General features: G+C 61.1%; 18 protein-coding genes and 2 tRNA genes. 11 read left to right on the top strand and 9 right to left on the bottom strand.

What is annotated here, in order from left to right; genetic code table 11:
- Window positions 1-45 precede the first annotated feature (45 nt).
- Entirely contained in the window at window positions 46-3,831 is a 3,786-nt protein-coding gene (gene tamB / locus BN1118_RS17050) for an autotransporter assembly complex protein TamB (RefSeq protein WP_043557212.1), read from the top strand.
- 122 nt (window positions 3,832-3,953) lie between these two features.
- Here the strand turns inward: tamB and BN1118_RS17045 are convergent.
- Together BN1118_RS17045 and BN1118_RS17040 are read right to left on the bottom strand one after the other, a co-directional pair.
- Window positions 3,954-4,038: transfer RNA gene (locus tag BN1118_RS17045), tRNA-Tyr, on the bottom strand.
- 52 nt (window positions 4,039-4,090) lie between these two features.
- Window positions 4,091-4,175: transfer RNA gene (locus tag BN1118_RS17040), tRNA-Tyr, on the bottom strand.
- 125 nt (window positions 4,176-4,300) lie between these two features.
- On the opposite strand from BN1118_RS17040, the gene BN1118_RS17035 reads away from it, so the two are divergent.
- The gene (locus BN1118_RS17035) at window positions 4,301-4,810 is read left to right on the top strand and encodes a VC2046/SO_2500 family protein (protein ID WP_043557264.1); all 510 of its coding nucleotides are present in this window, start codon (window positions 4,301-4,303) and stop codon (window positions 4,808-4,810) included.
- Window positions 4,811-4,909: 99 nt separating this feature from the next.
- Here BN1118_RS17035 and hpf read toward each other — a convergent pair whose 3' ends face one another.
- The gene (hpf, locus tag BN1118_RS17030; RefSeq protein ID WP_043138515.1) at window positions 4,910-5,251 is read right to left on the bottom strand and encodes a ribosome hibernation-promoting factor, HPF/YfiA family; all 342 of its coding nucleotides are present in this window, start codon (window positions 5,249-5,251) and stop codon (window positions 4,910-4,912) included.
- A 371-nt stretch (window positions 5,252-5,622) separates the two neighbouring features.
- Between hpf and BN1118_RS17025 the strand changes: the two genes are divergently transcribed.
- From BN1118_RS17025 to yciA, 5 genes are all read left to right on the top strand, one after another.
- Entirely contained in the window at window positions 5,623-8,139 is a 2,517-nt protein-coding gene (locus tag BN1118_RS17025) for a putative bifunctional diguanylate cyclase/phosphodiesterase (RefSeq protein ID WP_043138511.1), read from the top strand.
- Between the two features lie 84 nt (window positions 8,140-8,223).
- Window positions 8,224-10,140: a transglycosylase SLT domain-containing protein gene (locus tag BN1118_RS17020; protein ID WP_043557211.1), complete on the top strand. Its 1,917-nt coding sequence runs from the start codon at window positions 8,224-8,226 to the stop codon at window positions 10,138-10,140.
- Window positions 10,141-10,319: 179 nt separating this feature from the next.
- Window positions 10,320-11,318, top strand: coding sequence for a LacI family DNA-binding transcriptional regulator (locus BN1118_RS17015; protein ID WP_043557209.1), 999 nt, complete (start codon window positions 10,320-10,322; stop codon window positions 11,316-11,318).
- A 260-nt stretch (window positions 11,319-11,578) separates the two neighbouring features.
- Complete coding sequence (locus tag BN1118_RS17010) at window positions 11,579-12,391, top strand: NAD-dependent epimerase/dehydratase family protein (protein ID WP_043557208.1); 813 nt, start codon at window positions 11,579-11,581, stop codon at window positions 12,389-12,391.
- A gap of 138 nt (window positions 12,392-12,529) precedes the next feature.
- Entirely contained in the window at window positions 12,530-12,928 is a 399-nt protein-coding gene (gene yciA / locus BN1118_RS17005; RefSeq protein ID WP_080741131.1) for an acyl-CoA thioester hydrolase YciA, read from the top strand.
- Window positions 12,929-12,934: 6 nt separating this feature from the next.
- Here the strand turns inward: yciA and BN1118_RS17000 are convergent, their stop codons facing one another.
- A complete protein-coding gene (locus BN1118_RS17000; RefSeq protein ID WP_042872430.1) occupies window positions 12,935-13,159 on the bottom strand; it encodes a hypothetical protein in 225 nt (74 codons plus the stop codon).
- Between the two features lie 111 nt (window positions 13,160-13,270).
- Between BN1118_RS17000 and BN1118_RS16995 the strand changes: the two genes are divergently transcribed.
- Window positions 13,271-14,116, top strand: a complete 846-nt coding sequence (locus tag BN1118_RS16995) for an endonuclease/exonuclease/phosphatase family protein (RefSeq protein ID WP_042872428.1) — start codon at window positions 13,271-13,273, stop codon at window positions 14,114-14,116.
- A gap of 84 nt (window positions 14,117-14,200) precedes the next feature.
- On the opposite strand, the gene BN1118_RS16990 is transcribed toward BN1118_RS16995, so the two are convergent.
- Both BN1118_RS16990 and gloB read right to left on the bottom strand, forming a co-directional pair.
- A complete protein-coding gene (locus BN1118_RS16990; RefSeq protein WP_043557205.1) occupies window positions 14,201-15,748 on the bottom strand; it encodes a lytic transglycosylase in 1,548 nt (515 codons plus the stop codon).
- Window positions 15,749-15,817: 69 nt separating this feature from the next.
- Window positions 15,818-16,582 carry a hydroxyacylglutathione hydrolase gene (gene gloB / locus BN1118_RS16985; protein ID WP_043138498.1) on the bottom strand — a complete coding sequence of 255 codons (765 nt, stop codon included), beginning with the start codon at window positions 16,580-16,582 and terminating at the stop codon, window positions 15,818-15,820.
- A gap of 71 nt (window positions 16,583-16,653) precedes the next feature.
- Between gloB and BN1118_RS16980 the strand changes: the two genes are divergently transcribed.
- On the top strand, window positions 16,654-17,376 hold the full coding sequence (locus BN1118_RS16980; protein WP_043138495.1) for a class I SAM-dependent methyltransferase: 723 nt from the start codon (window positions 16,654-16,656) through the stop codon (window positions 17,374-17,376).
- 69 nt (window positions 17,377-17,445) lie between these two features.
- On the opposite strand, the gene rnhA is transcribed toward BN1118_RS16980, so the two are convergent.
- On the bottom strand, window positions 17,446-17,910 hold the full coding sequence (gene rnhA, locus BN1118_RS16975; RefSeq protein WP_043557204.1) for a ribonuclease HI: 465 nt from the start codon (window positions 17,908-17,910) through the stop codon (window positions 17,446-17,448).
- A 75-nt stretch (window positions 17,911-17,985) separates the two neighbouring features.
- Between rnhA and dnaQ the strand changes: the two genes are divergently transcribed.
- Both dnaQ and BN1118_RS16965 read left to right on the top strand, forming a co-directional pair.
- A complete protein-coding gene (dnaQ, locus tag BN1118_RS16970) occupies window positions 17,986-18,720 on the top strand; it encodes a DNA polymerase III subunit epsilon (protein ID WP_042034628.1) in 735 nt (244 codons plus the stop codon).
- A complete protein-coding gene (locus BN1118_RS16965) occupies window positions 18,717-19,973 on the top strand; it encodes a TIGR03503 family protein (RefSeq protein ID WP_043557203.1) in 1,257 nt (418 codons plus the stop codon). Before dnaQ ends, BN1118_RS16965 begins: the two co-directional genes overlap by 4 nt.
- A gap of 81 nt (window positions 19,974-20,054) precedes the next feature.
- Here the strand turns inward: BN1118_RS16965 and BN1118_RS16960 are convergent, their stop codons facing one another.
- Window positions 20,055-21,572 (bottom strand): HD domain-containing phosphohydrolase, encoded by a 1,518-nt coding sequence (locus BN1118_RS16960; RefSeq protein WP_043557202.1) that lies wholly within the window; start codon window positions 21,570-21,572, stop codon window positions 20,055-20,057.
- 165 nt (window positions 21,573-21,737) lie between these two features.
- Window positions 21,738-24,194 carry an acyl-CoA dehydrogenase FadE gene (fadE, locus tag BN1118_RS16955; RefSeq protein WP_043557201.1) on the bottom strand — a complete coding sequence of 819 codons (2,457 nt, stop codon included), beginning with the start codon at window positions 24,192-24,194 and terminating at the stop codon, window positions 21,738-21,740.
- Between the last annotated feature and the right edge of the window lie 36 nt (window positions 24,195-24,230).

The following is a 24,230-nucleotide window of genomic DNA, read 5'->3' as shown; positions in this document are numbered from 1 at the left end:
TCTTTCCTGGCCGCTGCGGCTGCATGTTTCGCGGGGGTCTGCGCTGTGATCTGGGTAAAACGCATTTTTCTCTGGCTGATGGGGCTCGTCTTCCTGCTGCTCATCGGCGTCAGCCTGCTGGGCTTCACCCATCAGGGCAACAAGTGGCTGTGGCTGCAGGCCAGGGCGGCGCTGCCCTCCCTCAAGGGGGAGCTGGTGGCGGGCCAACTCGGTTATGGCTGGACCCTGGAAGGGGTCGGCTGGCAGGACGAGCTGGTGGATGTCACAGTCGATCGCGCCGTGCTGGACTGGGATCTGGGCAAGTTGTTGCAGGGCAAGCTCTGGATCAAATCCCTGACGGTCACCCACCCCGTGGTCAAGGTCGCCGAGTCAGAGCCTGTGCCGGAAGAGCCGTCGGAGCCCTTCGTCTGGCACCCGCTGCCCCTCAGGATCCAGGTCGACAGCCTCAAGGTGGCGGATCTGGATCTGGCGGTGCCCGGCGTGGGTGTGACTCTCAAGTCCCTCGACATAGGCGCCACCCTCAGTCGCAAGGGGCTCATAGTGCGAGGGCCCGTGCTGGACGGTCTGAACGTCACTCTGGCCGAGACGCCGGCTGCCGATGCCGCCAAACCGGCTGCCGGCAAGGCAACCACCAAAGACAAGGCTGCGGCCAAGGCACCTGTCACCGCCAAGGCGAAGCCGGCGGATGAGAGCAAGGCGCAGAAGGCAACCAAGGCGGTGCCCATCGAGCTGCCCGCCATCCGGCTGCCTTTCCCCATCCAGCTGGAAGGATTGCAGGCCACGGCGTTTCGCTATCAGCAAGGGGAATTGATCGAAGGGCTCGACACCCTGCGGCTGTCGGCCAGTGCCAAAGAGGAGCGCATCGAGGTGCGCGAGCTCTCCCTGCGCCATGCCATGGCGGATCTGGCGCTCAAGGGCCATGTCCGGCTGATCGAGGACTATCCGCTCGAATTGACCCTGGATGCCAAGGCCCGCAAGGGGCTGCTGGATGGCGAACTCAAAGGGCAGCAGGCGACCCTGACCCTGGGTGGCTCGGTAGGCAAGCTGGCGCTGGCGTTGCAAGCCAAGGGGCCTGTGGCCGCCAACCTCAAGGGATCATTGGCCGCCCTCAACCCTGACTTGCCATTTGACCTAGGGCTGGAGTGGAAGCGCCTCGGCTGGCCGCTGCACAAGCCTGCCAAAGATGAGCCCAGCTATCAGCTGGACAAGGGCAGCCTGACCGCCAAGGGCAAGCTCTCCGGCTATCAGTTTGCCTTGAATACCGCGGGCAAGGGCACGGACGTGCCTCCCTTCAAGCTGGCGCTGACGGGCAAGGGGGATCTGACGCAGCTGAACCAGATCAACCTGCTGCTCAATGCCCTCAAGGGGGAGCTCAAACTCGATGGCAAGCTGGCCTGGGACCAGGGGGTACGCTGGCAGGGCACCACGGAATTCAAGGGGATCAACCCGGCCGAGCTGGTGCCCGAGCTCAAGGGGTCCCTGGCGGGCAAGATTGCCAGCCGTTTCGAACTCGATGAAGCCGGCCATTGGCAACTGCAACTGCCCGAGCTGAAGGTGGACGGCAAGCTCAACCAGTATCCGCTGGCCATCAAGGGCAGCGCGAGCGGCAACGACAAGATGGAGTGGACCATCCCCGCGCTGGCGCTGCAAAGCGGCCCCAACCAGTTGCAGGCCAAGGGCAGCCTGAGCCAGCAGACCTGGAAGCTGGACGCGGATATCGATGCCCCCAACCTGGCCGGGCTCTACCCCGGCCTGAAGGGGGACATCAAGGGGCAGGTGCGCCTCACCGGCAATCAGCAGGCACCGCGGGTCACCACAGATCTGGCCGCCAGCCGGCTCTACTATGCGGGCACGGATCTGAAAGGGATCGCCATCAAGGGCAATGCCCTGGTCGGCGACAAACCGGCCGGCGAGCTGGCGCTGACGGTGGCGAGCCTGGCACAGGGGGCCAACGCGCTCAGCCAGCTGGCCCTGAACCTGAGCGGCGACCTCAATCAGCATGTCTTGTCGCTGACCATGAAGGGCGATCCCGTGGCGGCCAACCTCAAGCTGAGCGGTGGCCTGCGAGGGGATCGCTGGCGCGGCGCCCTCGGGGAACTCAAGTTGAAGACGCCGCTGCGCCGTTGGGAGCTGACCGCCCCCTGGGCGCTCGACCTCGATCTGCCGCGCCAGCGGCTGACCATGGGGGATCTCTGCCTGGGATCCCAGGGGGCCAGCCTTTGCGTCAAGGGCAGCCAGGTGTCAGCCCAGCAGGGCAGCCTCGAATTTGCCCTGAGCGGCTTCGATCTCAAGCGCCTGCGCCCCTGGCTGCCGGACAACTTCCGCTGGCTGGCGGTGCTTTCCGCCGATGGCCGGGCCAGCTGGCGAGGCAACCAGCCGACCCTGCACGCCACAGTGCGTACCACGCCGGGCACCCTGGTCGCCGATGAGCTCAAGACCGACTACCAGCGCCTCGAGCTTGGGGTCGATTTCGAGCGTCAGCAGGCGGCGATCCGGCTCGACTTCGTCTCCAAACAGATAGGCACTATCGATACCGATCTGCTGATCAAGGATCCGTCCGGCCGTGGCCAGCTGTCGGGTCAGCTCAAATTTGACGACCTCAAGCTGACCACCTTCGCCCCGCTCATCCCCGAGGTGCGCTCCCTGCAGGGGATCATCTCCGCCGATGCCCGCTTCGATGGCACCCTGGCCGCCCCCTTGCTGTTTGGTCAGCTCAACCTGCTGGATGGGGAGGTGCAGACCCATTCCGACATGGTGACCCTCTCCAAGCTGGTGACCCGGCTCAAGATCGAGGGCAACCGGGCCGAACTCGACGGCACCATGCTGGTGGGCAAGGGCCCGCTGGCGCTGGGGGGCTGGCTGAGCTGGGCCAGGATGCCCGTCAGCGGCAGCCTCACCATTCAGGGCAAGGAGCTGGAAGCCCAGTATCCTGGCATGGGACGGGTGCGGGTCTCCCCCGACATCGCCATCTCGCTGGGAGAGGAGACCCTGATCACGGGTCAGGTCGACATTCCCTGGGCGCGGATCCTGGTCAAGAGCCTGCCAGAGAGTGCGGTGGCCGTCTCCGACGACGTGACCGTGGTCTATGACGATCTGCCGCCACTGCCGAAAACGGCGCCGTTGCCGATGGCGATCAAGCTGGCGATCCGGCTCGGTGACGACGTGCGGCTGGAGGCCATGGGCCTCAAGACCAAGGTGGGGGGGGGTATCAACATCCGCCAGGAGCCGTCCCGGCCGCTGGCGGGCAACGGCCAGCTGGTGCTCAACGATGGCCGCTTCAAGGCCTATGGCCAGAACCTCATCATCAAGGATGGTCGCATCCTCTTCTCCGGCCCCCTCGATCAGCCCTTCCTCAACATAGAAGCGTATCGGGATCCCGATACCATAGAGGGCAAGGTGACGGTCGGGGTGCGGGTGACCGGGCCGGCGAGCAAGCCCAAGATCACCGTCTACTCGGAGCCGCAGATGGCCCAGTCCGAGCAGCTCTCCTATCTGCTGCGCGGCAAGGGGCTGCAGACCAGTGGCGAGGATGGCGGTTTCAACGGTCTGTTGGTGGCTGGTGCCGTCAGCCAGGCCAACGGCGTGGTTTCCAGCCTGGGGGAATCCCTTGGCATGAGCGATGTGGCGCTCGATACCGCCGGCAGCGGTGACAACACCCAGGTGACCCTGTCGGCCTATCTGCTGCCCGGCTTGCAGTTCCAGTACGGGGTCGGGGTGTTCAGCCCCATCGCCGAGTTCAAGCTGCGCTACGAGCTGATGCCCAGACTCTACCTGCAGGCCATGAGCGGGGTGGCCCAGGCGGTGGACATCTTCTATCGCTTCACCCTGTAGGGCAGCTGAATGCAAAACGGGAGGCCCAGGCCTCCCGTTTTTTTATGTGAGCTGTTGAATGCGGCTCGGGCCGGTCTGGCCAGAAATGCGAAAACCCGGCGCAGGCCGGGTTTTCTGAAGGGTGGTGGAGGGAGAAGGATTCGAACCTTCGAAGGCAGAGCCGTCAGATTTACAGTCTGATCCCTTTGGCCGCTCGGGAACCCCTCCACGGGGTATTACCAATTTTTATCCACGACTCGCGCCGTGATTGCACTTGAAATGGTGGAGGGAGAAGGATTCGAACCTTCGAAGGCAGAGCCGTCAGATTTACAGTCTGATCCCTTTGGCCGCTCGGGAACCCCTCCACAAGTGCGAGGCGCATACTAACAGATCTTCCGCTGTTGTGAACCCCTTGGCGGGATTTTTCCTGCTCACAGGATCCGATTTGCGGCCGATAAGCGATGAAACCACCATTTCCAAGAGTTATCTCATGCTACCCAGCGCGATACGTGATCAGCTGTTGGTTGACGAGGCCCAACTGGGGCAACGTCTCAACCGGGATCTCCAGCACGGCGACAGGGCCGACTTTCGTCTGCACCTGGCCCTGCTGACCGACGCTGTGGAGGAGCAGCCCTGGTTCGATCCGGCGGCCGTGTCCAGACCGGATCCCCAGGATTGGCGCAGCCGCTTTGCGCTGCCGGCGGTGGCCCCCCTGCAAGGGGGTGAGGACGACGGGGAGGGCGTGCGGCTCAACGAGCGGCTGCAGCAGGGGGGCTCCATGGTGGATGTCAGGCTCTGGCTGGCGCTGCGCTCGCCGCCCTTGCTGGGCCCGCAGCCTGCGCTGGAGCCCGCCGTGTATGACAACCTCTCGCCCCTGGGTCGCAAGCGCTGGCAACGCAAGCTGGCTGATCAACCGAGGCGCGACGATCCGCTGCTCATGCTGCCCATACTGGATGCGCTGCAACAGGGGGTGGATGCCCGCCTGCACTGGTTGAGCTGAGACGGGGCAAGGAGGGGGTCATCGACTGGCGACAGCGTCAGGATGCAAAAAGGCGGGAAGATCCCGCCTTGGCATTTGATTCGTGTGATGTGCGGCAGATTATGCGTCGGCTTCATCCGCTTGGGGTACGACGTCCTTGGCACTGGCGGCCGCACGACGGGCCATGGGCTTTTCGATGTGGCGGTTGAGCTGACGTTCCAGCTTTTGCCCCAGTTCGGTGATGGCGGCGTACATATCCTCGTGTTCTGCCTGGGCAAACAGTTTGCCGTTGGGGATGCCAGCACTGGCTTCAACGATAAACATCAGACGCTCTTTGGAGACAATCACATGGGGTGTGATAAGAGGCACCTGAAGACGTTCGAGCTTTTCAAAGCGGGATTCAATGCGCTCGCGGATAGCCGGGGTGATGTCGATGATTTTGCTGGTAATTTCGATTTTCATATTGGCCCCCTTCGGGTCGTCTTGCTTGTGTCTTCATCTTCAGATTACTCATGGCGGAATATTGAAATGTGATCTGAGTCACGAAATGAATCCTTTACTATCACGCGACTTATAAATTGTGATCTTTTCCCGTTCTGCGCCAAAAAGCGCTTGAGCTCCATGAAACTGGCAGGCAGTATGGGGAAACTTGGATCGTTTCTGTCCCCTCTTGGCAGCGCCGCATGTCGACCTCATGTCCGGTTTTCACCGCATAGTCTCGCCTCTTTTGCACTCCTTACGTATCGCCCTATGCCCTTAGTGCGAGAGGGGATTGTGGGCTCTATCAAGTTGTCAGGATAGTGAACGTGGTTGTCGTGGTGTTGGAGTAGTAGATGAAACAGCAGGCCACTCAGATGATGTGGTTTTATGATCGGCAACATGAGCAGTGGAGCCTGTCCGATCATGCCTCTTACCAGCTATGGCAAGGGGAGGGGCCACACCCCTGGGCCGGTCAGCTGGCCGTGGACGATGAACCCGGCTTCTCTGATTTTCTCTCCAGACTCTATCATTCACGCCAGCCAGCCCAGTTCATCGGTCACCTGATGGACGAGAATGGCGAGGTGCGCCATGTGCTCTGGAGCGGCCAGTACGTCTCTGCCCAGCAGGTATGCTGTGGCTGGCTGGCCCCGCTCGATACCACCCGCAGCACGCCGCTGCCTGCCGAGCTGTCCCAGCAACTGCCCCTGTTGCAAGATCCCCTGCTGGCCCAGCTGGCCCAGGCGCTGTCCGCTAGAACCGGGCTCGACTTTTTCGATACCCTGATCAACCAGCTCGCCCATATTCTGGTCGCGGATGCGGTCTGGCTGGCGGAGCGCACCAGCAGCGATCGCCTCAAGGTATTGGCCTGTCACGGGATCGACCTCAAGGAGTACGAACTCGCCGGCATGCCCTGCCAGCAGGTCTATCGGCGTGGTGAGGCCTGCGTGGTCACCATCGAGGCCGATTGCCAGCTCAATCCGCAGTTGAAAGCGGGGCAGCGTTATTACGCCCAGCCGCTGTTCGACCGACACGGCCAGATCCTGGGTCATCTGGCGCTGCTCTTCTCCAGCGAGATAGAGATCCCCAACCTGGGCTCAGTGCTGACCATTTTTTCCGTGCGCATGGTGGCCGAGCTGGAGCGATTGCAGAGCGATGCCCAGCTGCGGCTCTCAGCGGTGGCCTTCGAAACCCATGAAGGCATCATCATCACGGATCCCGACTTCAAGATATTGCGGGTCAACCATGCCTTCAGCCAGATCACCGGCTTTGACAGCCAGCGGGTGATAGGCCTGCATCTTGGCAATGATCTCTGGTCAGGGCTGGGGGGGCTGGGCTATGAGCTCAACACCCTGAGCCGCTGGCAGGGAGAGACCCTGCGCCTGCATGTCGATGGCCACATCTATCCCCAGTGGGAAATCGTCACGCCCGTGCAGGATGACAAGGGGGTGATCAGCCACTTCGTCATCTGTTTCGAAGACATCTCCGAGCGCAAGGAGGCCGAGCGCCGCATCCAGGATCTCGCCTACTACGACGAGCTGACCGGCCTGCCCAACCGCCGCCAGCTGCACGAAACCCTGGCGCAGGCGTTCAGCGAGGCGAGCCGCGACAACCTGATCGGGGCCCTGCTGTTCATCGATCTGGATCACTTCAAGACCATCAACGACTCCCTGGGTCACGCCACCGGCGACTGGCTGCTCAAGGAGGTGGCCACTCGTCTCAAACGGCTGGTGCGCCAGGGGGATTGCCTGGCGAGGCTGGGTGGCGACGAATTCGTGCTGCTGCTGCCTTCCCTGTCGGCCAGCCCGCCCCAGGCGGAGATGCAGGCCGACCTCATCGCCGAGCGGCTCATCAGCGAGATAGCCGCCCCCTACACCCATGGCGGGCAGGTGCTGCACATAGGCGCCAGCGTCGGCATTACCCTCTTCCCCGGCCGTGAGCAGGGGGTGGACGATCTGCTCAAGCAGGCGGATACCGCCATGTATCAGGCCAAATCGGCGGGCCGCAAGACCCGGCGCTTCTTCGATGCCTCCATGCAGCAGCAGGCGGATCGTCGGCTGCTCATTCACAACGAACTGCGCAATGCCTTGAGCCAGCAGGAGCTGACCCTCTACTACCAGCCGCAGCACATGGTGGAGGGGGGGGACATCATAGGGGTTGAGGCGCTGATCCGCTGGCAACCGCCGGGGCGGGCGCTGGTCTCGCCCGCCGAGTTCATTCCCATCGCCGAGGAGACGGATCTCATCGTCGACATCGGCAACTGGGTGCTGCACGAGGCGTGCGCCCAATATGTGCTGTGGGAAGAAAACGGCATTCACATCCCCCAGCTGTCGGTCAATGTCAGTGCCAAGCAGTTCCATGCCACCGACTTTGTCGAGCGCATTCACGACGTGCTTGCCGCCACCGGCATGGATCCCGCCTGCCTGAATCTGGAGATCACCGAGTCCGTGGTGCTCGGTCATGCGGAAGACACCATCAGCAAGATGAGCGAGCTCAAGGTGCTCGGCATCAGTTTCGCCATCGATGATTTCGGCGCCGGTTACTCCTCCCTGAGCTACCTCAAGCGGCTGCCGGCCGATGAGCTCAAGATAGATCGCTCCTTCATTCAGGACATTCCCAAGGATGGCGACAACATGGCCATCGTCGAGGCCGTCATCGCCATGGCGCGTCACATGGGGTTCAACGTGACGGCGGAGGGGGTGGAGTCACGCCAGCAGCTGGAGTTTTTGCAGGCACAGGGCTGCCATTTTTATCAGGGCTACCTGGCCTCCAAGCCGCTGCCAGTCCCCTATCTGGAGCGTTATGTCAAACGTCTTGCCCGCCCTGATGGCGCCGTTTCAGGCGCGAAAAATAGTGTGGTGAGCGAGCTGTAGCCCTGGGCGTTAACGGGTAGAATGAGGGGATACAAGACCACCGCCAGCGGGCGGTGGCATTGCCTCTCAAGGGAGAAGTCTTTCGTGAAAGCCGTGCAGGGAATCATTTTATCGGCGCTGTGCGTGCCAGGGCTGCTGGCGCAAGTCGCGGCGCAAACCACGGAGCAGTCTCTCTATCGACAGGCCTATGATGCGGTTCGTGCCGACGATCAGGCCCGTTTCCAGCAAATTCGTGCCCGTTTGACCCATTATCCGCTGCTGCCTTATCTGGATTACTACCAGCTGGCCTTCCGGCCCGGGGCGGCAGAGTATGACGACGTGACCCGGTTCATCCGACAGCACGGCGACACGCCGCAATCCAACCGGCTGGAGCGCAGCTACCTCACCTATCTGGCCCAGAGCCAGCAGTGGTCCCAGTTCCTGCGCTTCTACCCGGCCAAGCCGAGTTCCACCGATCTGCTCTGCATGCACTATCAGGCGCGCTACTACACGGGGCAGCAGACGCAGGCCTTGCAGGAGGCGGGCAAGCTCTGGCTCAGCGGCCAGTCTCGTCCCGATGCCTGCACCCCCTTGTTCCAGCTCTGGCAGCAGGCCGGTTTGCGCACCCAGGAGAAGATCTGGACCCGCATGACCTTGGCGTTTGAAGCTGAGAACCCGAATCTTATCCGCCATCTCGGCGCCCAGCTTGGCAGCGGCATGCAGCCTTATGGCGATCAGATGGTCGCCTTGTTCGAGCAGCCCGCCAAGGCGATGAACCCGGCCTATTTTTCCACCGCCGCTCCCTCAAAGCGGCTGTTGCTGCTGGGCCTGGCCCGTTATGCCAATCAGCAACCCGAATCCGTGCTGGGCCAATTGCCCGCGATGCGTACGCGCTTCGGGCTGACCCCCACAGAGCTCAAACCGGTGGAGCGAGCCGTGGCTCGCCGTCTGCTGCTGGATCGTGCCACTGCCCAGCGCGGCTGGGTGGATGCCACAGTCGTGCGGCTGGTCGATCCGGATCTGCTGGAGCTGCGGGCCCGGCTCGCCATCTGGGAGCAGGACTGGCGCGGGCTCTCCGGCTGGGTCAAGCGCATGCCCATCGCCCTGCAGAAGGAGGATCGCTGGCGTTACTGGCTGGCCCGCTCGCTGGAGGTGCAGGGTCAGAAAAAACCGGCGCGGGATCTCTATCTGGAAACCGCCAACTTGCGCGGCTTCTACGGCTTCATGGCGGCGCAGCGCAGCGGCGTGCCTTATCGGATGAAGAACCAGAGCGCGGTGAAGCGGGTGCCGGACTGGCGCACCGCCAGCGCCCGTTGGCCCTTCCTGCTGCGGGTGCGTGAACTGCTCGACATGAACGAGATCACGGCGGCGCGTTCTGAATGGATCCACAACATGGATCGCAACCCCGTGGCCCAGCGCATCGAGTTTGGCCACATAGCCCTCAATCAGGGCTGGCATGAGCTGGCGATCCTGGCCAGCATCCGGGCCGAGGCCTGGGATGCGCTCGACCTGCGCTTCCCGTTGCCGCTCAAGCGCACCTTCTCCCAGATGGCGCAGGAGCGGACCATGAACACCAGCCTGCTCTACGCCATCTCCCGCCAGGAGAGCGCCCTCTATCCGCTGGCGCAATCGCCGGTTGGGGCGCGTGGTTTGATGCAACTGATGCCGGCCACCGCCAGGGAGACCGCCAGCAAGCTGGGGGTGCCCTATCGCAACGAGCAGCAGCTGTTCGATCCCGCCATGAACATCCGCCTCGGCAGCGCCTATCTCAAGCGGCTGCTGGATGTGTATGACGGCAATCGTATCCTGGCGGCGGCGGCCTACAACGCCGGGCCTGGCCGGGTCAAACGCTGGCGCGACCAGAGTGCGGACAAGCCGATGGATGTCTGGGTCGAGAGCATCCCCTACAAGGAGACGCGCAACTATGTGCAGAACGTGTTGTCGTTCGATCTCATCTATCAGCACAAGCTGCAGCAGCCGCTGCGTTTCATGTCCGATCGCGAGCTGAGTCACGCTTATTGAGACGGCAGCCGCCCCGGCGGCTGCCAGATTCCCTTTCCTTCCCCAAAATGGTTATTATCCCATAAGGTTTTGTTACAAAAGGAAACCTGTCAGGTGATCGGGCGCCACGTCTTGGTCTGACAGGTTCGATATAATCGCTCGATCAACACAGACAGGCTTCCCCAACAAAGGAATTGATAGTGGCAACGATTAAAGACGTTTCTCGGTTGGCTAATGTGTCCATTTCAACTGTGTCGCGGGTGATCAACAACACGGCGCAGGTGGCACCAGAAAAGCGTGAGGCCGTATTGGCGGCCATGAAGGAACTGAATTTTCGTCCCAACAGTTTTGCCCAGGCACTGGTCAGCAAGCGCTCCAACTGCATCGGCGTGCTGGTGGGGGACCTGTGTGGCGGCCCCTTCTTTGCCCAGATGATGCGGGGCATCGAGACCATGGTCGACAAGGCGGACAAGTTCACCATCGTCATGTCCGGCAACCACGATGCGGTGCGCGAGCGTCACGCCATCCAGGCGCTGCTGCAGCGTCAGTGCGATGCGCTGATCCTGCACAGCAAGGCGCTGCCCGACGAGGAGCTGAGCGAGCTGGTGGCCGGCAATACCCCCATCGTCTTCATCAACCGCCAGGTGCCGGGCGCCGAGGATCGTTGTGTCTGGCTGGACAACCAGGCCGGCATCACCACCGCCTGCCAGCATCTGCTGGATGCGGGTCACCGCAAGATCGCCTTCGTGACCTCGGATGATGAAGAGTTCGTCGACGGTCAGCAGCGGATGGCGGGTTACCGTCACGCCTTGCAACGGGCGGGTATCGAGCTGGATCCAGCCTTGATTGGTCGTGCCTTCGCCGATGAGAATGGCGGTTATGTGGCCATGGGTGAGCTGCTGGAGCGGGGCGTCGAATTTACCGCCGTGCTCGGTTTCAACGATGCCATGGTGGCGGGGGCCATCTCCTGCCTGCTGGAGCGCGGCTACAAGATACCGCAGCAGATCTCTGTGGTGGGTTTCGATGACATACCCTATGCCCGCTACATCTACCCCAAGCTCACCACTGTGCGCTATCCCATCGAGGAGATGGGGGGGCGGGCGGCCGAGCTGGCCTTGCGCCTGCTGGATCACAAGCCGGTCGACGGGCTGGCGCTCAAGTTCGAAGCCGAGCTGGTCAGACGGGAATCCGTCGCCTGACGAGACAGAATTGGCCCTGAATGGGCCAATTCTTCGTCGATGCGCAGCCAAAAAATTGAAAGCGTTTTCAGAAATCCTTTTCAACTGTGATCCGCTTCAAAGCTTTTTGGCCTGCCTGCCACTAGCATAGGCCCCACGAATTAGGAGCCTGCGCTCCCGATTTTCCCGCTGTGGGAGGTAACTGGTCAATCCAGCTATTTCCTTCGTTACTTTCGACGGTCATCATGGATGGCCGTTTTTTTTTGCCAGGATTTTTGCCAATGACAACAGAATGTAAACAGCAGACGGGGATAGTGGGGGCGGGTTGGCTGGGGCTGCCGCTGGCGAGGGCATTGCAGGTGCAAGGCAAGGCCGTGGTGGTGACGGTCAGCTCGGCCGAGAAGGCCGCGCGCCTGACGGCCGAAGGGGTAGCGGCCTGGCCGCTGCAACTGTCGGCCCAGCTGGACGCCTTGCCGTTGCACTGCCGCGAGCTGGTGATCTGCGTGCCGCCGAGCAAGACGGAGGATTACCCGGCGGCCATCGCCCGCCTGTGCCAGCTGGCAAAGGCTGCGGGTGTGCAGCGGGTATTGTTCGTGAGCGCCACCTCGGTATGGGCGCCAGGGCAGGGGGAGGATGAACAGCCGGCTCCTGCCCACGCTCGCGGGATGCGGATGCTGGCCGCCGAGCAGGCGGTGCTGGCCGCAGGTTTTGAGTGTGCCATGGTGCTGCGTCCCGCCGGCCTGTACGGTCCGGAACGCCATCCAGGGCGTTTCCTGGCGGGCAAGACCCTGGAGGGTGGTGGCCAGGCGGTGAACCTGGTGCATCTGGATGATGTGGTGGCCGCCTGCCAGCTGATGCTGGCACAAGGCAAGGATGGCGATGCCTACAACCTGAGTGCGCCGGTCCATCCGCGCCGCGAGCAGTTTTATCCCTTTGCGGCCCGCCAGCTCGGCTTGCCGGTACCCGTCTTCATCGAGCCTGCCGGGATCTTTGCCCCGGTCGAGGGTCAGTGGATCTGTGAGCAACTCGGTTTTGCCTATCGCTGGCCCGATCCGGCCCACTGGTTTGCCGAGCTGGCCGCACAGGGCAGCTGAGCATACCGCCCGGTTCTATGGGGTGGCATGGCGGTGGGGCACAGGCGGCTCCAATGGCTTGGCACGGCTGGCAATTGAGGTTTGCCAAGGCGGGGCTCGCCCCCTATCATGCCGCCATCCATGATAGAGAGAGTGGTAATGATGGTAGATACAAGACGTCACCCCGATGGGGAGCTGTTGCTGAGAACCCTGGCAATGCCAGCCGATACCAACCCCAATGGCGACATCTTCGGGGGCTGGATCATGTCCCAGATGGATATAGGTGGGGGCATCATGGCCAAGGAGCTGGCAAAAGGACGTATTTGTACCGTTTCCGTCGAGGGCATGACCTTTCACAGCCCGGTCAAGGTAGGCGATGTGGTGTGCTGCTACGGGCGTTGCCTGAAGATTGGCCGCAGCTCCATGCGCCTTAAACTGGAGGTCTGGGTCAAGCCGGTGCTGCGTGCAAACGAAGCCCAGCGTTACTGCGTGACCGAGGGGATTTTCACCTACGTCGCCATCGACGATCAGGGCAAATCCCGCCCGGTTCCAGTCTGATCCGGCTCAGATCAGCCGGGCGTTGATGATGGATATTTCCTGCTCAAAGCCGGTTTTTTGCCGTATCATGCGTTCCAGCATCTCTTCCGAGCCGACACACTGCTCAGTGTCGAACAGGCAGAGATCGCACTGGGGATCCCGTCTGATCTGATAGACGGTGGAAAGCTCCACTTGATGACAATTTCCTTGTTGATCATAAAATGTCACGCGGTACTGGTGCTGTCTCGCCATCGTTGAATTCCTTCTGGATGCGCCGGGCCGGACACGAATCATGAGCCTAGTCGGCTGCGATGACATTTGTGATGGTCATGACACAATGCAGAGGCAGGTGGTTGTTAGCCAATGAAAAATAGTTATCGCATTCTGGGAACGTCGCTGCTGACGTTGGGGTTGGTCGGCTGTTTCGAGGTGCCGGATCAGGATCATCTGGTGACGGCGCAGGGCATCATTCCCGGCGTCAATTGCCAGAAGCCGCCGCTGGTGGCGCTGGCGTCCACCGCCTTGCCCCGCGAGTTTGGCATCACCGTCTGGAACCTCTACAAGGGTCAGCGTAAAAACTGGCGCGAGGGGCTGGACGAGTATGCAAAATCCCAGGATCTGGTGCTGCTGCAGGAGTCGGCGACCCGCCCGGACATGCTGGCGTGGCTCAAGGCCGGTGAGTTCCAGTGGCAACAGTTACAGGCGTTCACCCAGGGTGGCGTCTCGTTTGGCGTCATGACGGTCGCCAAAACGCCACAGGCCTTCGTCTGCGGTGTTCGTTCGCCCGAGCCTCTGCTACGCATTCCCAAGTCCGGTCTGGTCAGCCTGTACCCCTTGCAGGGCGATCCTGACGGTGTGCTGGTGGTGAACCTGCATGCGGTCAACTTCGAACTGGGCATGGCCACCTTCCGCGAGCAGCTCAATGATCTGACCGCCCTCATCCATCGCCATCAGGGCCCTGTCATTCTGGCGGGGGATTTCAACACCTGGAGCGACAAGCGCGAATTCTGGCTGAACAAGCTGGTGGGTGAGTTGGGGCTGCAGGAAGCCATTCCGGTGCCGGATCTGCGCCGTACCGCATTTGGCCGTCCGCTGGATCACCTCTACTACCGCAATCTGGACCTGGTGGAAGTGAGCAGCCCGGCGACCGACGCATCGGATCACAATCCCATCATGGCGCGCTTCGCGGCCCAGGCCATCACTCCCTGATGACCCTCGGCTGCACCAACAGCCTGCGCTGATAAAAAAACACCCCGCACTTGGCGGGGTGTTTTTTTATGAAGTGAGGGCGGCTCAGCTGTTGTTCTTCACAAACAGGGTCAGCTCCTGACCCGGCTTGAGGTAGTCGCTCTTGCCGAGCTGATTCCAGCGCATCACATCCATCACGGCGACCTGAAAGCGGGCGGCGATGGAGGAGAGGGAGTCACCCCGACGAACCTGATAGACCATGGACTTGTTGCTGCTCTTGCCCTGTTTGGGCCAGACCACCAGCTTCATGCCGGGTTTCAGGGCCGACCTGGCGTTAAGACCGTTCCACTTGGCCAGCTGATCATGGGTCACCCCGTGTGCCTGGCTGATGCTCCAGAGATTGTCACCGGAACGCACCTTGTACTGGATCTTGCTGCCGCTGCGACTGGCAATCTGCTGCGACTTGCTCTGGGCTGCCTGACTGGTGACCTGTTTGCTGCCACCGGTCGGGATCATCAGGGTCTGGCCACGGCGCAGGTTGTTGCCACTCAGATTGTTGGCCAGCTTGAGCTGTTGCACGCTCACCCCGTGATTCTGGGCGATGCGGGAGAGGGTATCGCCACTGGTGACCTGATAGGAGCGGGTGCGGATGCGCTCGCTCTGGGGCAGATCGGCCAGGGCCAGTTCCAGGGTATCTGCATATTCGACCGGTACCAGCAGGCGATAGGGGCCCTGAGGCGAGGTCGACCAGCGGCTCAGGGCCGGATTGACCTCTTTCAACTGGGCCGGGCGCAGACCCGCCAGCTGGGCAGCCACGTTCAAATCGATCTGGCCCCCAGTGTTGACCACCCGCAGCTGCGGTTTGTTGGCCAGTACCGGCAGGGTGACATTGTATTTGTCCGCGTTGCGGATCATATCAGCCATGGCCAGGATCTTGGGCACATACATCCGGGTCTCACGGGGCAGATCGAGGGACCAGTAGTCGGTTGGACGACCGGCCTTCTGATTGCGGACTATGGCATTGCGCACGCGCCCTTCACCGGCATTGTAGGCGGCCAGCGTTTGCAGCCAGTCACCATCAAAGAAGCGGTTCAGGTACTCCAGATAATCCAGCGCGGCATTGGTGGAAGCCAATACATCGCGGCGGCCGTCATACCAGTTGTCGTGGCGCAGGCCGAAGTTCTTGCCGGTCGCAGGGACGAATTGCCACAGACCGACCGCATTGCTGCGGGAGCGGGCGTGGGGATCGAACATGCTCTCGATCATGGGGATGGTAATAAGCTCCATTGGCAGCTCACGCCGTTCGATTTCCTCTACCATCAGATACAGGTAGGGTTCAGCCCGGCTGGCAATGGTCGCCAGATGCTTATCATTGCGTAGTAACCAATCGCGCTGCTGGCGGACACGGTCGTTCTCCTGCGGATCAAACTGCATATCATCGCTGATACGCACCCACAGGTTCTCGGTGTCATCCAGTTCGTCTATCTGTTCGTCACCAAACAGGAAGCGCGCAGAATGTTTTTTATACGCTTTTTTGTTGACTTGGGGGGACTTGATCGGCTCGATTGCCGTTAGCGCCCGGTCATCCTGATGGCTCAGGTTTTGGCAGCCGCTGAGAAACAGCGCCGCCAATAAGGCCGTTCGTACCTTCATCTCGCTCAGGTCATCTCTTGAAAAACAGCTGGCATCATAAGGGGCAATGGCCCCCTGATCAAGGTTTGTTCAAAAAACGTCCTTCCAGCTGCGTAGCACGGCGAAGGTATCCTCTGGATTTTCCAAGCATTTTAAGGCGTGTTTCTCAGCAGAAAATTTCACGGAATCCTGTTCGCAACGCAGAAAAACGTTGAACTCACGCTCATCCCCCAGCCGGGAGGGGAGACTCGGCAGGCCCTGCTGGCGCAGTTTGCTGATCAGCCCGATCCGCTGCTGGATCGCCCTGTTGTCGGGCTCGACCGCGTAGGCGAAACGCAGGTTGGAGAGGGTGTACTCATGGGCACAATAGATGAGGGTGTCGTCGGGCAGGGCGGCGAGCCGTTGCAGCGAGTCATGCATCTGGGCCGGGGTCCCTTCGAACAGGCGACCGCAACCGGCGGAGAAGAGGGTATCACCACAGAACAGCATGCCATGGCCGTGGTAGGCGATGTGGCCCAGGGTATGGCCTGGCACGTGGATGACATCCAGGCTCAGGCCATGCCAGTTGATCTGATCCCCGTCATCGAGCCACTGACCGTGGTGATCGGGCATGGGATCATGTTTGGGGCCATAGAGTCTTGCATGAGGGAAGTGAGTGAGCAGGGCGGTGACGCCGCCCACATGATCCTGGTGGTGGTGAGTCAGCAGGATGGCGTCGAGTTGCAGCTCCAGCACCGCCAGCCGCTCCAGCACGGGGGCCGCATCGCCAGGGTCGACCACCAGACAGTGATTTTCGTGTCGGATCAACCAGATGTAGTTGTCGTTAAAGGCTGGAACTGTGATCACTGGATACATGAGTCTGCTTCTCTTTATGGAGGGTATCTTATATAACTGGATGGCGTTCGAACCCCAAGTTGAGCCCTATTATGCAGTTGGCACGTACCGAACAACAAATCGAGATCCCGACCAGCTGGTCGGCGTTACCCATGGGGGACTGGGTGGCGGCCGAGATCCAGGAGCGGCTCGACAGCTGGTGCCCACATCTGTTTGGTTATCATCTGCTTAAAGTCGGCGCCTTGAGCGCCGAGCTCTCCTGTGGCTGCTCTTCCATCCGCCACCAGATAGGGGTGGCGACCAGTGGTCGGCTGCTGGATATCCAGGGCGATCCGCTGGCCTTGCCGGTACGAACCGGCAGCGTGGATGCCTGTCTGCTCGCTCATTGTCTCGATTTCTCGCCCGACCCCCATCAGGTGCTGCGTGAAGCCGAACGTGTGCTGACCGACGATGGCTGGCTCATCGTCAGCGGCTATAACCCGCTCAGTCTGGTCGGTATCGGTCATTGTCTGCCTTTCCTGCGTCAACATCTGCCCTGGTCGGCTCGCATGTTCACCCCGGCGCGGGTCACCGACTGGTTGCAACTGCTCGGTTGCGAGGTGATGTTTGATGAGCGCTTCGGCTATTCGTTCATGAGCAAGCAGAGCCGGATCGGCTGGTGGCGGGAGAGTGTAGGGCGGGATTACTTCAGACCCTTTGCATCTGTCTATGTGATAGCCGCGCGCAAGCGGCGTTTTCCACTCATCCCGGTGCGCCGTCGCTGGCGTTTGCCTGAGTCGATAGCGGCACCGGGCATGGCGCGTCAGGGCTGGTAACCCATATCCTAGACGAACAACTCGCGACCGCTCTGGTCAAAGATGCTCGTTACCCTTTGACAGGTGAGATCAGGGTTGATAGCCGGTGTCTTCGGCGAGCAGCTTGCCACTGGCGGCATCGCGCGCCAGCTCATCGCAGCGTTCATTCTCGGGGTGACCCGAGTGCCCCTTGACCCAGAGCCACTCGATCTGATGGCGGGCCACTTCCGCATCCAGCTCCTTCCAGAGGTCGACGTTCTTGACCGGCTGGCGGTTTGAGGTCATCCATCCCTTCTTCTTCCAGCCGATGATCCACTGGGTGATCCCCTGGCGCACATACTGGCTGTCGGTGGTGAGCCGTACCTGGCAGGCCGCATTGAGGGTGCGCAGCCCCATGATGGCGGCCATCAGCTCCATCCGGTTATTGGTGGTCAGCCGAAAACCACCGGAAATCTCCTTGCGGTGATCGCCATAGACCAGGACGGCGCCATAGCCACCGGGGCCAGGATTGCCTAGGCAGGAACCATCCGTGTATAAATCAATGTGTTTTAACATGAGCAATCGATCTTTTTTAGCATGAGTCTTGGGGTAAACTAGCGGGTAAGGCCGAAGTTTGACATAGATTGGATCATGAACACACCCCAACTGAATCGCCAGATCATTCTGGATACTGAAACCACAGGTATGAACACCGCCGGTGGCCCCATCTATCTGGGACACCGCATCATAGAGATCGGCTGTGTGGAGGTGATCAACCGCAAGCTGACCGGCAATCACTACCACGTCTATATCAAGCCGGATCGGCTGGTGGATCCCGAGGCCATCCAGGTGCACGGCATCACGGATGCCTTCCTGGTCGACAAGCCCCCGTTCAGCCAGATCGCCAACGACTTCATCGAGTTCATCCGTGGCGCCGAGCTTATCGCCCACAACGCGCCCTTTGACGTGAGCTTCATGGACTACGAGTTCGGCAAGCTCGGACTCAACTTCAAGACCAAGGATATCTGCAGCATCACAGATACCCTGGCGATGGCGCGGGATCTCTTTCCGGGCAAACGCAACAACCTGGATGTGCTGTGCGATCGCTACGGCATAGACAACTCCCACCGGACCTTGCACGGTGCACTGCTCGATGCGGAGATCCTGGCCGACGTTTACCTGCTGATGACGGGTGGCCAGACCAAGCTGAACCTGGCTACCGAAAGCCAAGAGAACGAGCGCAATCAGGACACCAGTATCCGTCGACTGGAGAGCAACCGTCCGCCACTCAAGGTCGTGCGCGCCGGCGCCGACATCGAAGCCGTGCACGAGGCGAGGCTGGATCTGGTCCAGAAGAAAGGAGGAGCCTGCCTGTGGCGGCAATGAGCAAGCTATGGAGCGGCCTGCTGCTGCTGACCTCACTGACGGCCGGAGCCAACGAGGTGTTTGCCCCCTCCGACATTCCCCTGCTCGATAATCGCTTTCGCATCGATTACGGGGTAAAGGAGATCACCTTCATAGTGACGCGCAAGCCGGGCACCCCTTCGGTGATCCTGGTGCGACCCGATGGCAGCAAGTTGTATGTCGGCAAGGTCACGCCGCCCGAGGTGGGCTGGCTGGCGCTCAAGGATCAGGATCTCATCACCATCCGTGACCCCATGCCGGGTCCCTGGCAGGCCATCGGCGAGGTGGATCCTGAAAACAGGGTACGCATCCTGTCGAACATCAAGCTGGAAACCGATCTGCTGCCGACCCAGCTCTATCAGGGGGAAATCGTCAAGCTCAAGTCCTGGTTGCTGATCGACGATGCCCCGCCCAAGGAGGGTTACTACCTCACGGATCTCGGCATGACGGTGAAGCTGCAGCGCTTCAACGATGCCAAGCAGCAGGGTGAGCCCATTCTGGATGAGGTGCTCGGCCACTATCGCGATGATGGCAAGGGGCTCGACGAGGTGCCGGGTGATGGCATCATGACCGCCAAGGCGGTGCTGGATGTCCCGGCCGGCAAATACAGAGCGCTCTACAGCACCGGCAATCAGGTCTTCTCGCGCGCCCGCTATCAGGATGTGCTGATCTACCCGCTACCGGTCGGTTATACCCTGGCGGCGCCGTCGAAAGAGTACGGTGCCCGGCTCTCCTTCCTGATTGACGGCGATGAGCTGGATCCTGCCTCCGTGATCATCAAGGGCAAGGCAACCAATACCGTAGGGGCCAGCATGGCGTTCAGTGCGGTGGCGACCGAGCCCAGGGTGGAGGTCGATCTCTCCGTCATCAAGGAGGTGGGCCAGTATGACGTGACGGCCACCCTGTTCGGGACCACCCGTCTGGGCCGCGAGATCCAGGTCACTCTGCCGGTCAAGTCATTCAACATCTTCCCCGTGCTGGCGCCGCCCCCTTCGGCCGCGTCCGCTGCTTCGGCAGCCGTACCCGATCAGGTGAAATTTGAGGTGAAAGAGAGCAGCGGCTGGCTGTTCTGGTTGCTGGGCGGTGTCGGTATCCTGGTGACTCTGCTCGGCGGGGTTGGGTTCATCCTGTTGCAAAAACGCCGGGCATTGCAAAAGGCGATGGCTGCGCAGAAGGCAGAGAATGAGGGGGCCAAATCCGAGGCCAAGCTGGACTTGAACCTGCCCGAGCAGTAAGAGTTTGCCCTGAATGAAAAAGCCGCCCTGTTGAGGCGGCTTTTTCATGTGTAGCGGTTGGCCAGTCGGGGTGAGGGAGGATCAGTGATCCCCGACGTAGATATCCTTGTGCTGATCGCGGATATCGAGGAACTTGTCCAGATTGGCCAGCATCAGCTCCACCAGCCGGGGATCGAAGTGCTGTCCCTTCTCCTCTTCAATCAGCGCCAGTACCTTGTCCAATGGCCACGCCTTCTTGTAGCAGCGATCCGAGCCCAGGGCATCGAACACGTCGGCCAGCGCCACCACTCGCCCTTCGAGCGGTATTGAATCGCCCTTGAGGCCGCGGGGATAGCCGCTGCCATTCCATTTCTCATGGTGGTTGCCGGCTATGGTGGCGCCTATCTGGAACAGCGCCAGATCGCTGCCGGAGAGCATGTCCTGCCCCAGCTGGGCGTGGGTCTTCATGATCTCCCACTCTTCCGGGGTCAGCTTGCCCGGCTTGTGGAGGATGGCATCCGGGATCCCCACCTTGCCGATGTCGTGCAGGGGGGAGGCGCGCTTGATGAGCTCGCTCTGCTCTTCGCTCATGCCGAGCAACTGGCAGAACAGCTCTGTGTAGAGGGCGACCCGCTTGACGTGCAGGCCAGACTCCTTGGAGCGGGTCTCCACCAGCTCACCGATGCGGTAGATGATCTCGCGCTGGTTGTCGGCGATGACCTCGTTGAGCCGGATATTTTCCAGCGCCACTATGATGTTTTCGGTAAACAGGCTCAGAAGGCCCGTGTCCATCTGGCTGAGATGGCGGGTCGTCTCGATATGAAACAGCAGGTGATGGCGGGGATTCTGGCAGTAGAGCACCATCTGGTTGCCATCATAGACGTTGGCGCGATTGGCCATGGCCTGGCGCAAGATCAGGGGGGCATCGACCAGCCGCACGGACGGATGGCCAGGCAGCAGGGGCTCCAGGATCTGATCCCGCACCTCGTAGGCAAACTGTTTTACATCATAGATCTGGGACTCTTCCAGATTGAGCAGGGCACCGAGCTGCTCCTGAGCTCCTTCGACAAACTGGCGCAGCGCCCGTTTCTCGAAGATCCCCTTGGAGGCTTCGATGACCTTCTCCAGCCCTTGGCGATTGCTCTCCAGGGTGCGGATGTCGCGGTATGAACGCAGGCTGGCCCGCAGCAGGGTCCGCAGCTTCTGGGAGGTGAGCTCTGTCTTGTCCTTGTAATCGTTGATGTCGTAGTTGGTGACCACATCATCTTCCGGCGCCTGACCCGGTTGTCCGGTCCGCAGCACTATGCGCACCATCTTATTCTGCAGATCCTCGCGCACGAACTTGACCACATCGAGACCGGCGTGATCGACTTCCATGACGACGTCGAGCAGCAACAAGGCTACATCCGGGGTCTTGGCGAGCAACTCCTTGGCCTGCGCGGCTGAATAAGCATGCAAAAATTCAATGGGTTTGTTATCGAATTCAAACTTGCTCAGGGTGATCTTGGTGATGCGATGCACTTCGGGTTCATCGTCCACAATCATCACCTTCCATCCAGCCTGCTGGTTATCGAGAAGGGGCAGATCGTCATCGTCAATAATCAGGATTTGGTCATCCATCATGCAATCCTGTTTGGGATCCTGTGCTTACATTAACTGCTTCACTAAGGATAGGAAACTTATTGGGAAATAAAATTTGATCTGTGAAATCTCTTTGTTGTCATCGTGATCCAGGCCCATAAAAAACGCCTCCACATGGGAGGCGTTTGGCTATTTTCCTGTGGGTCAGGCTGCTCTGTGATAGGCCGATGGCTCGAACAGGGCCTTGTTGGCAACCAGGTCGATGGGGTCGAAATCATCAACGTTGATGGTGCGCAGGCGGCTCTCTTCGGCACGGCGCAGCAAGTCAGCCTCGGTCTGGTTGAGCACTCCCAGTGCCAGACCTGCATCCGCCACCTTGTTCAGCTGCATAAACGGACGCTTGATACCGTCAGCCTTGCATACTTTCTCAAACAGCGGTTCGGCAGAGAGCACGTCATCGAGAGCCTGTTCCAGCAGACCGAAGGGGTTGCCCTCTTCGCGGGTCAGATACTGGCCCCGGGCCAGACGGCTGCGAGTCTCGCTCGGCGTCTGCAGCAGACGGGCAACCTGGCTGTCCAGCTTGTCGCTCGGGCGCTTCATGTCACGGCCAAGGGGCAGCACTATGACGCGCAGGGCCAAGCCAATCCAGCGGTTCGGGAAGTTGCGCAGCAGCTCATCGATCGCCTCTTGCGCCTTGAACATGGCATCCTGCAGTGCCCAGTGCAGCAGCGGCAGATCCGCCTGCTGACGACCCTCATCCTGATAACGCTTGAGGGCACTCGAAGCCAGATAGAGCTGACTCAGCACATCGCCCAGGCGGGCGGAGACCCGCTCCTTGCGCTTGAGCTCGCCGCCCAGGGTGCCCATCGCCATGTCTGACAGGAAGGCCAGGTTGGCAGAGAGGCGGGAGAGTTGCTGGTAGTAGCCCTTGGTCTGATCCTTGAACGGTGCGGGCGCAAGGCGAGCACCGGTCAGGCCCAGCCAGAAGCTGCGCACCAGGTTGCTGATGGCAAAGCCGACGTGACTGAACATCGCCTTGTCAAAGTCCTTCAGTGCCTGATCCTTGTCAGGGTGGCTGGCGGCCAGCATCTCCGGCAACACATAAGGGTGGCAGCGAATGGCGCCCTGACCGTAGATGATCATGCTGCGGGTCAGGATGTTGGCACCCTCTACCGTGACGGCGATGGGCGCACCCTGATAGCCACGGGCCAGATAGTTGTTGGGGCCCATGCAGATGGCCTTGCCGCCGTGGATGTCCATGGCATCTATGATGCACTTTTGGGCTCGGTCGGTGAGGTGGTATTTGACGATGGCGGAGATGACCGAGGGTTTTTCCCCCAGATCGATGCCGGTCACCGTCAGATTGGCGGCGGCGCCCATGATGTAGGCGTTGCCACCGAGACGGGCCAGCGGCTCTTCAATGCCTTCCATCTTGCCGATGGGCAGCTTGAACTGGCGACGGATGCGGCTGTAGGCGCCGGTCGCCAGGGCCAGCATCTTGACGCCGCCCGTGCTGTTGGAGGGCAGCGTGATGCCGCGGCCAACCGAGAGGCATTCGACCAGCATGCGCCAGCCCTGACCGGCCATGGCCGGGCCACCTATGATGAAATCGAGCGGCACGAACACATTGTCGCCACGGGTCGGGCCATTCTGGAACGGCACGTTGAGCGGGAAGTGGCGGCGACCGATCTCGACCCCCTTGATGTGGGTCGGGATCAGGGCACAGGTGATCCCCAGCTCCTCGTCTTCACCCAGCAGGTGATCCGGGTCGCGCAGCTTGAAGGCCAGACCCAGTACGGTGGCGATGGGGGCGAGCGTGATGTAGCGCTTGTTCCAGGTCAGCCGCATGCCGAGCACCTCTTCCCCTTCCCACTCACCCTTGCAGATGATGCCGAAGTCGGGGATGGAGCCGGCGTCTGAACCCGCTTCCGGGCTGGTCAGTGCGAAGCAGGGGATCTCCTTGCCGATTGCCAGACGGGGCAGGTAGTGGTCTTTCTGCTCATCGGTGCCGTAGTGCTGCAGCAGTTCACCCGGGCCGAGGGAGTTGGGCACGCCCACGGTGGAAGCCAGCACGGCGCTGGCGCCACACAGTTTTTGCAGTACGCAGGACTGGGCATAGGCGGAGAATTCCAGACCACCGTATTTCTTCTTGATGATCATGGCGAAGAACTTGTTGTCCTTCAGGTATTGCCACACCTCGGGGGAGAGATCGGCCCGCTCGTGGGTCACTTCCCAGTCGTTGACCATGCGGCAGACTTCTTCAACCGGACCGTCCATGAAGGCTTGCTCTTCGGCTGACAGCACGCTGACAGGGATGGCGTGCAGCTTCTTCCAGTTCGGGTTGCCGGCAAACAGATCGGCTTCCCACCAGGTGGTGCCCGCTTCGATGGCTTCCTTCTCGGTGCGGGACATCTCCGGCATGATGGACTTGTAGAGCTTGAACAGCGGCTTGGTCAGCTGATTGCGGCGAAAATCCACCAGATTGAGGGGGATGGCGATCACGGCGAACAGTGCCCACACCAGCAGGGGGACATGGCCATAGAATGTGCCGGCGACCAGGGCGGCGGCCGTGGCAAGCGTGGATGTGAACAGAGACGCCCGGCGATAAGCCATGGCGCCGATCACCAGGATCACCCCGAGCAGAGTGAGGGTCGTCGTCATTTTTCGCTCCTTGCATGAGTTGCCGAAGTTGGGTGA

Origin of the sequence: Aeromonas bestiarum, from assembly GCF_000819745.1 — a bacterium.
Classification (GTDB): domain Bacteria; phylum Pseudomonadota; class Gammaproteobacteria; order Enterobacterales; family Aeromonadaceae; genus Aeromonas; species Aeromonas bestiarum.
This window is presented reverse-complemented; position numbering and strand designations above follow the sequence as displayed.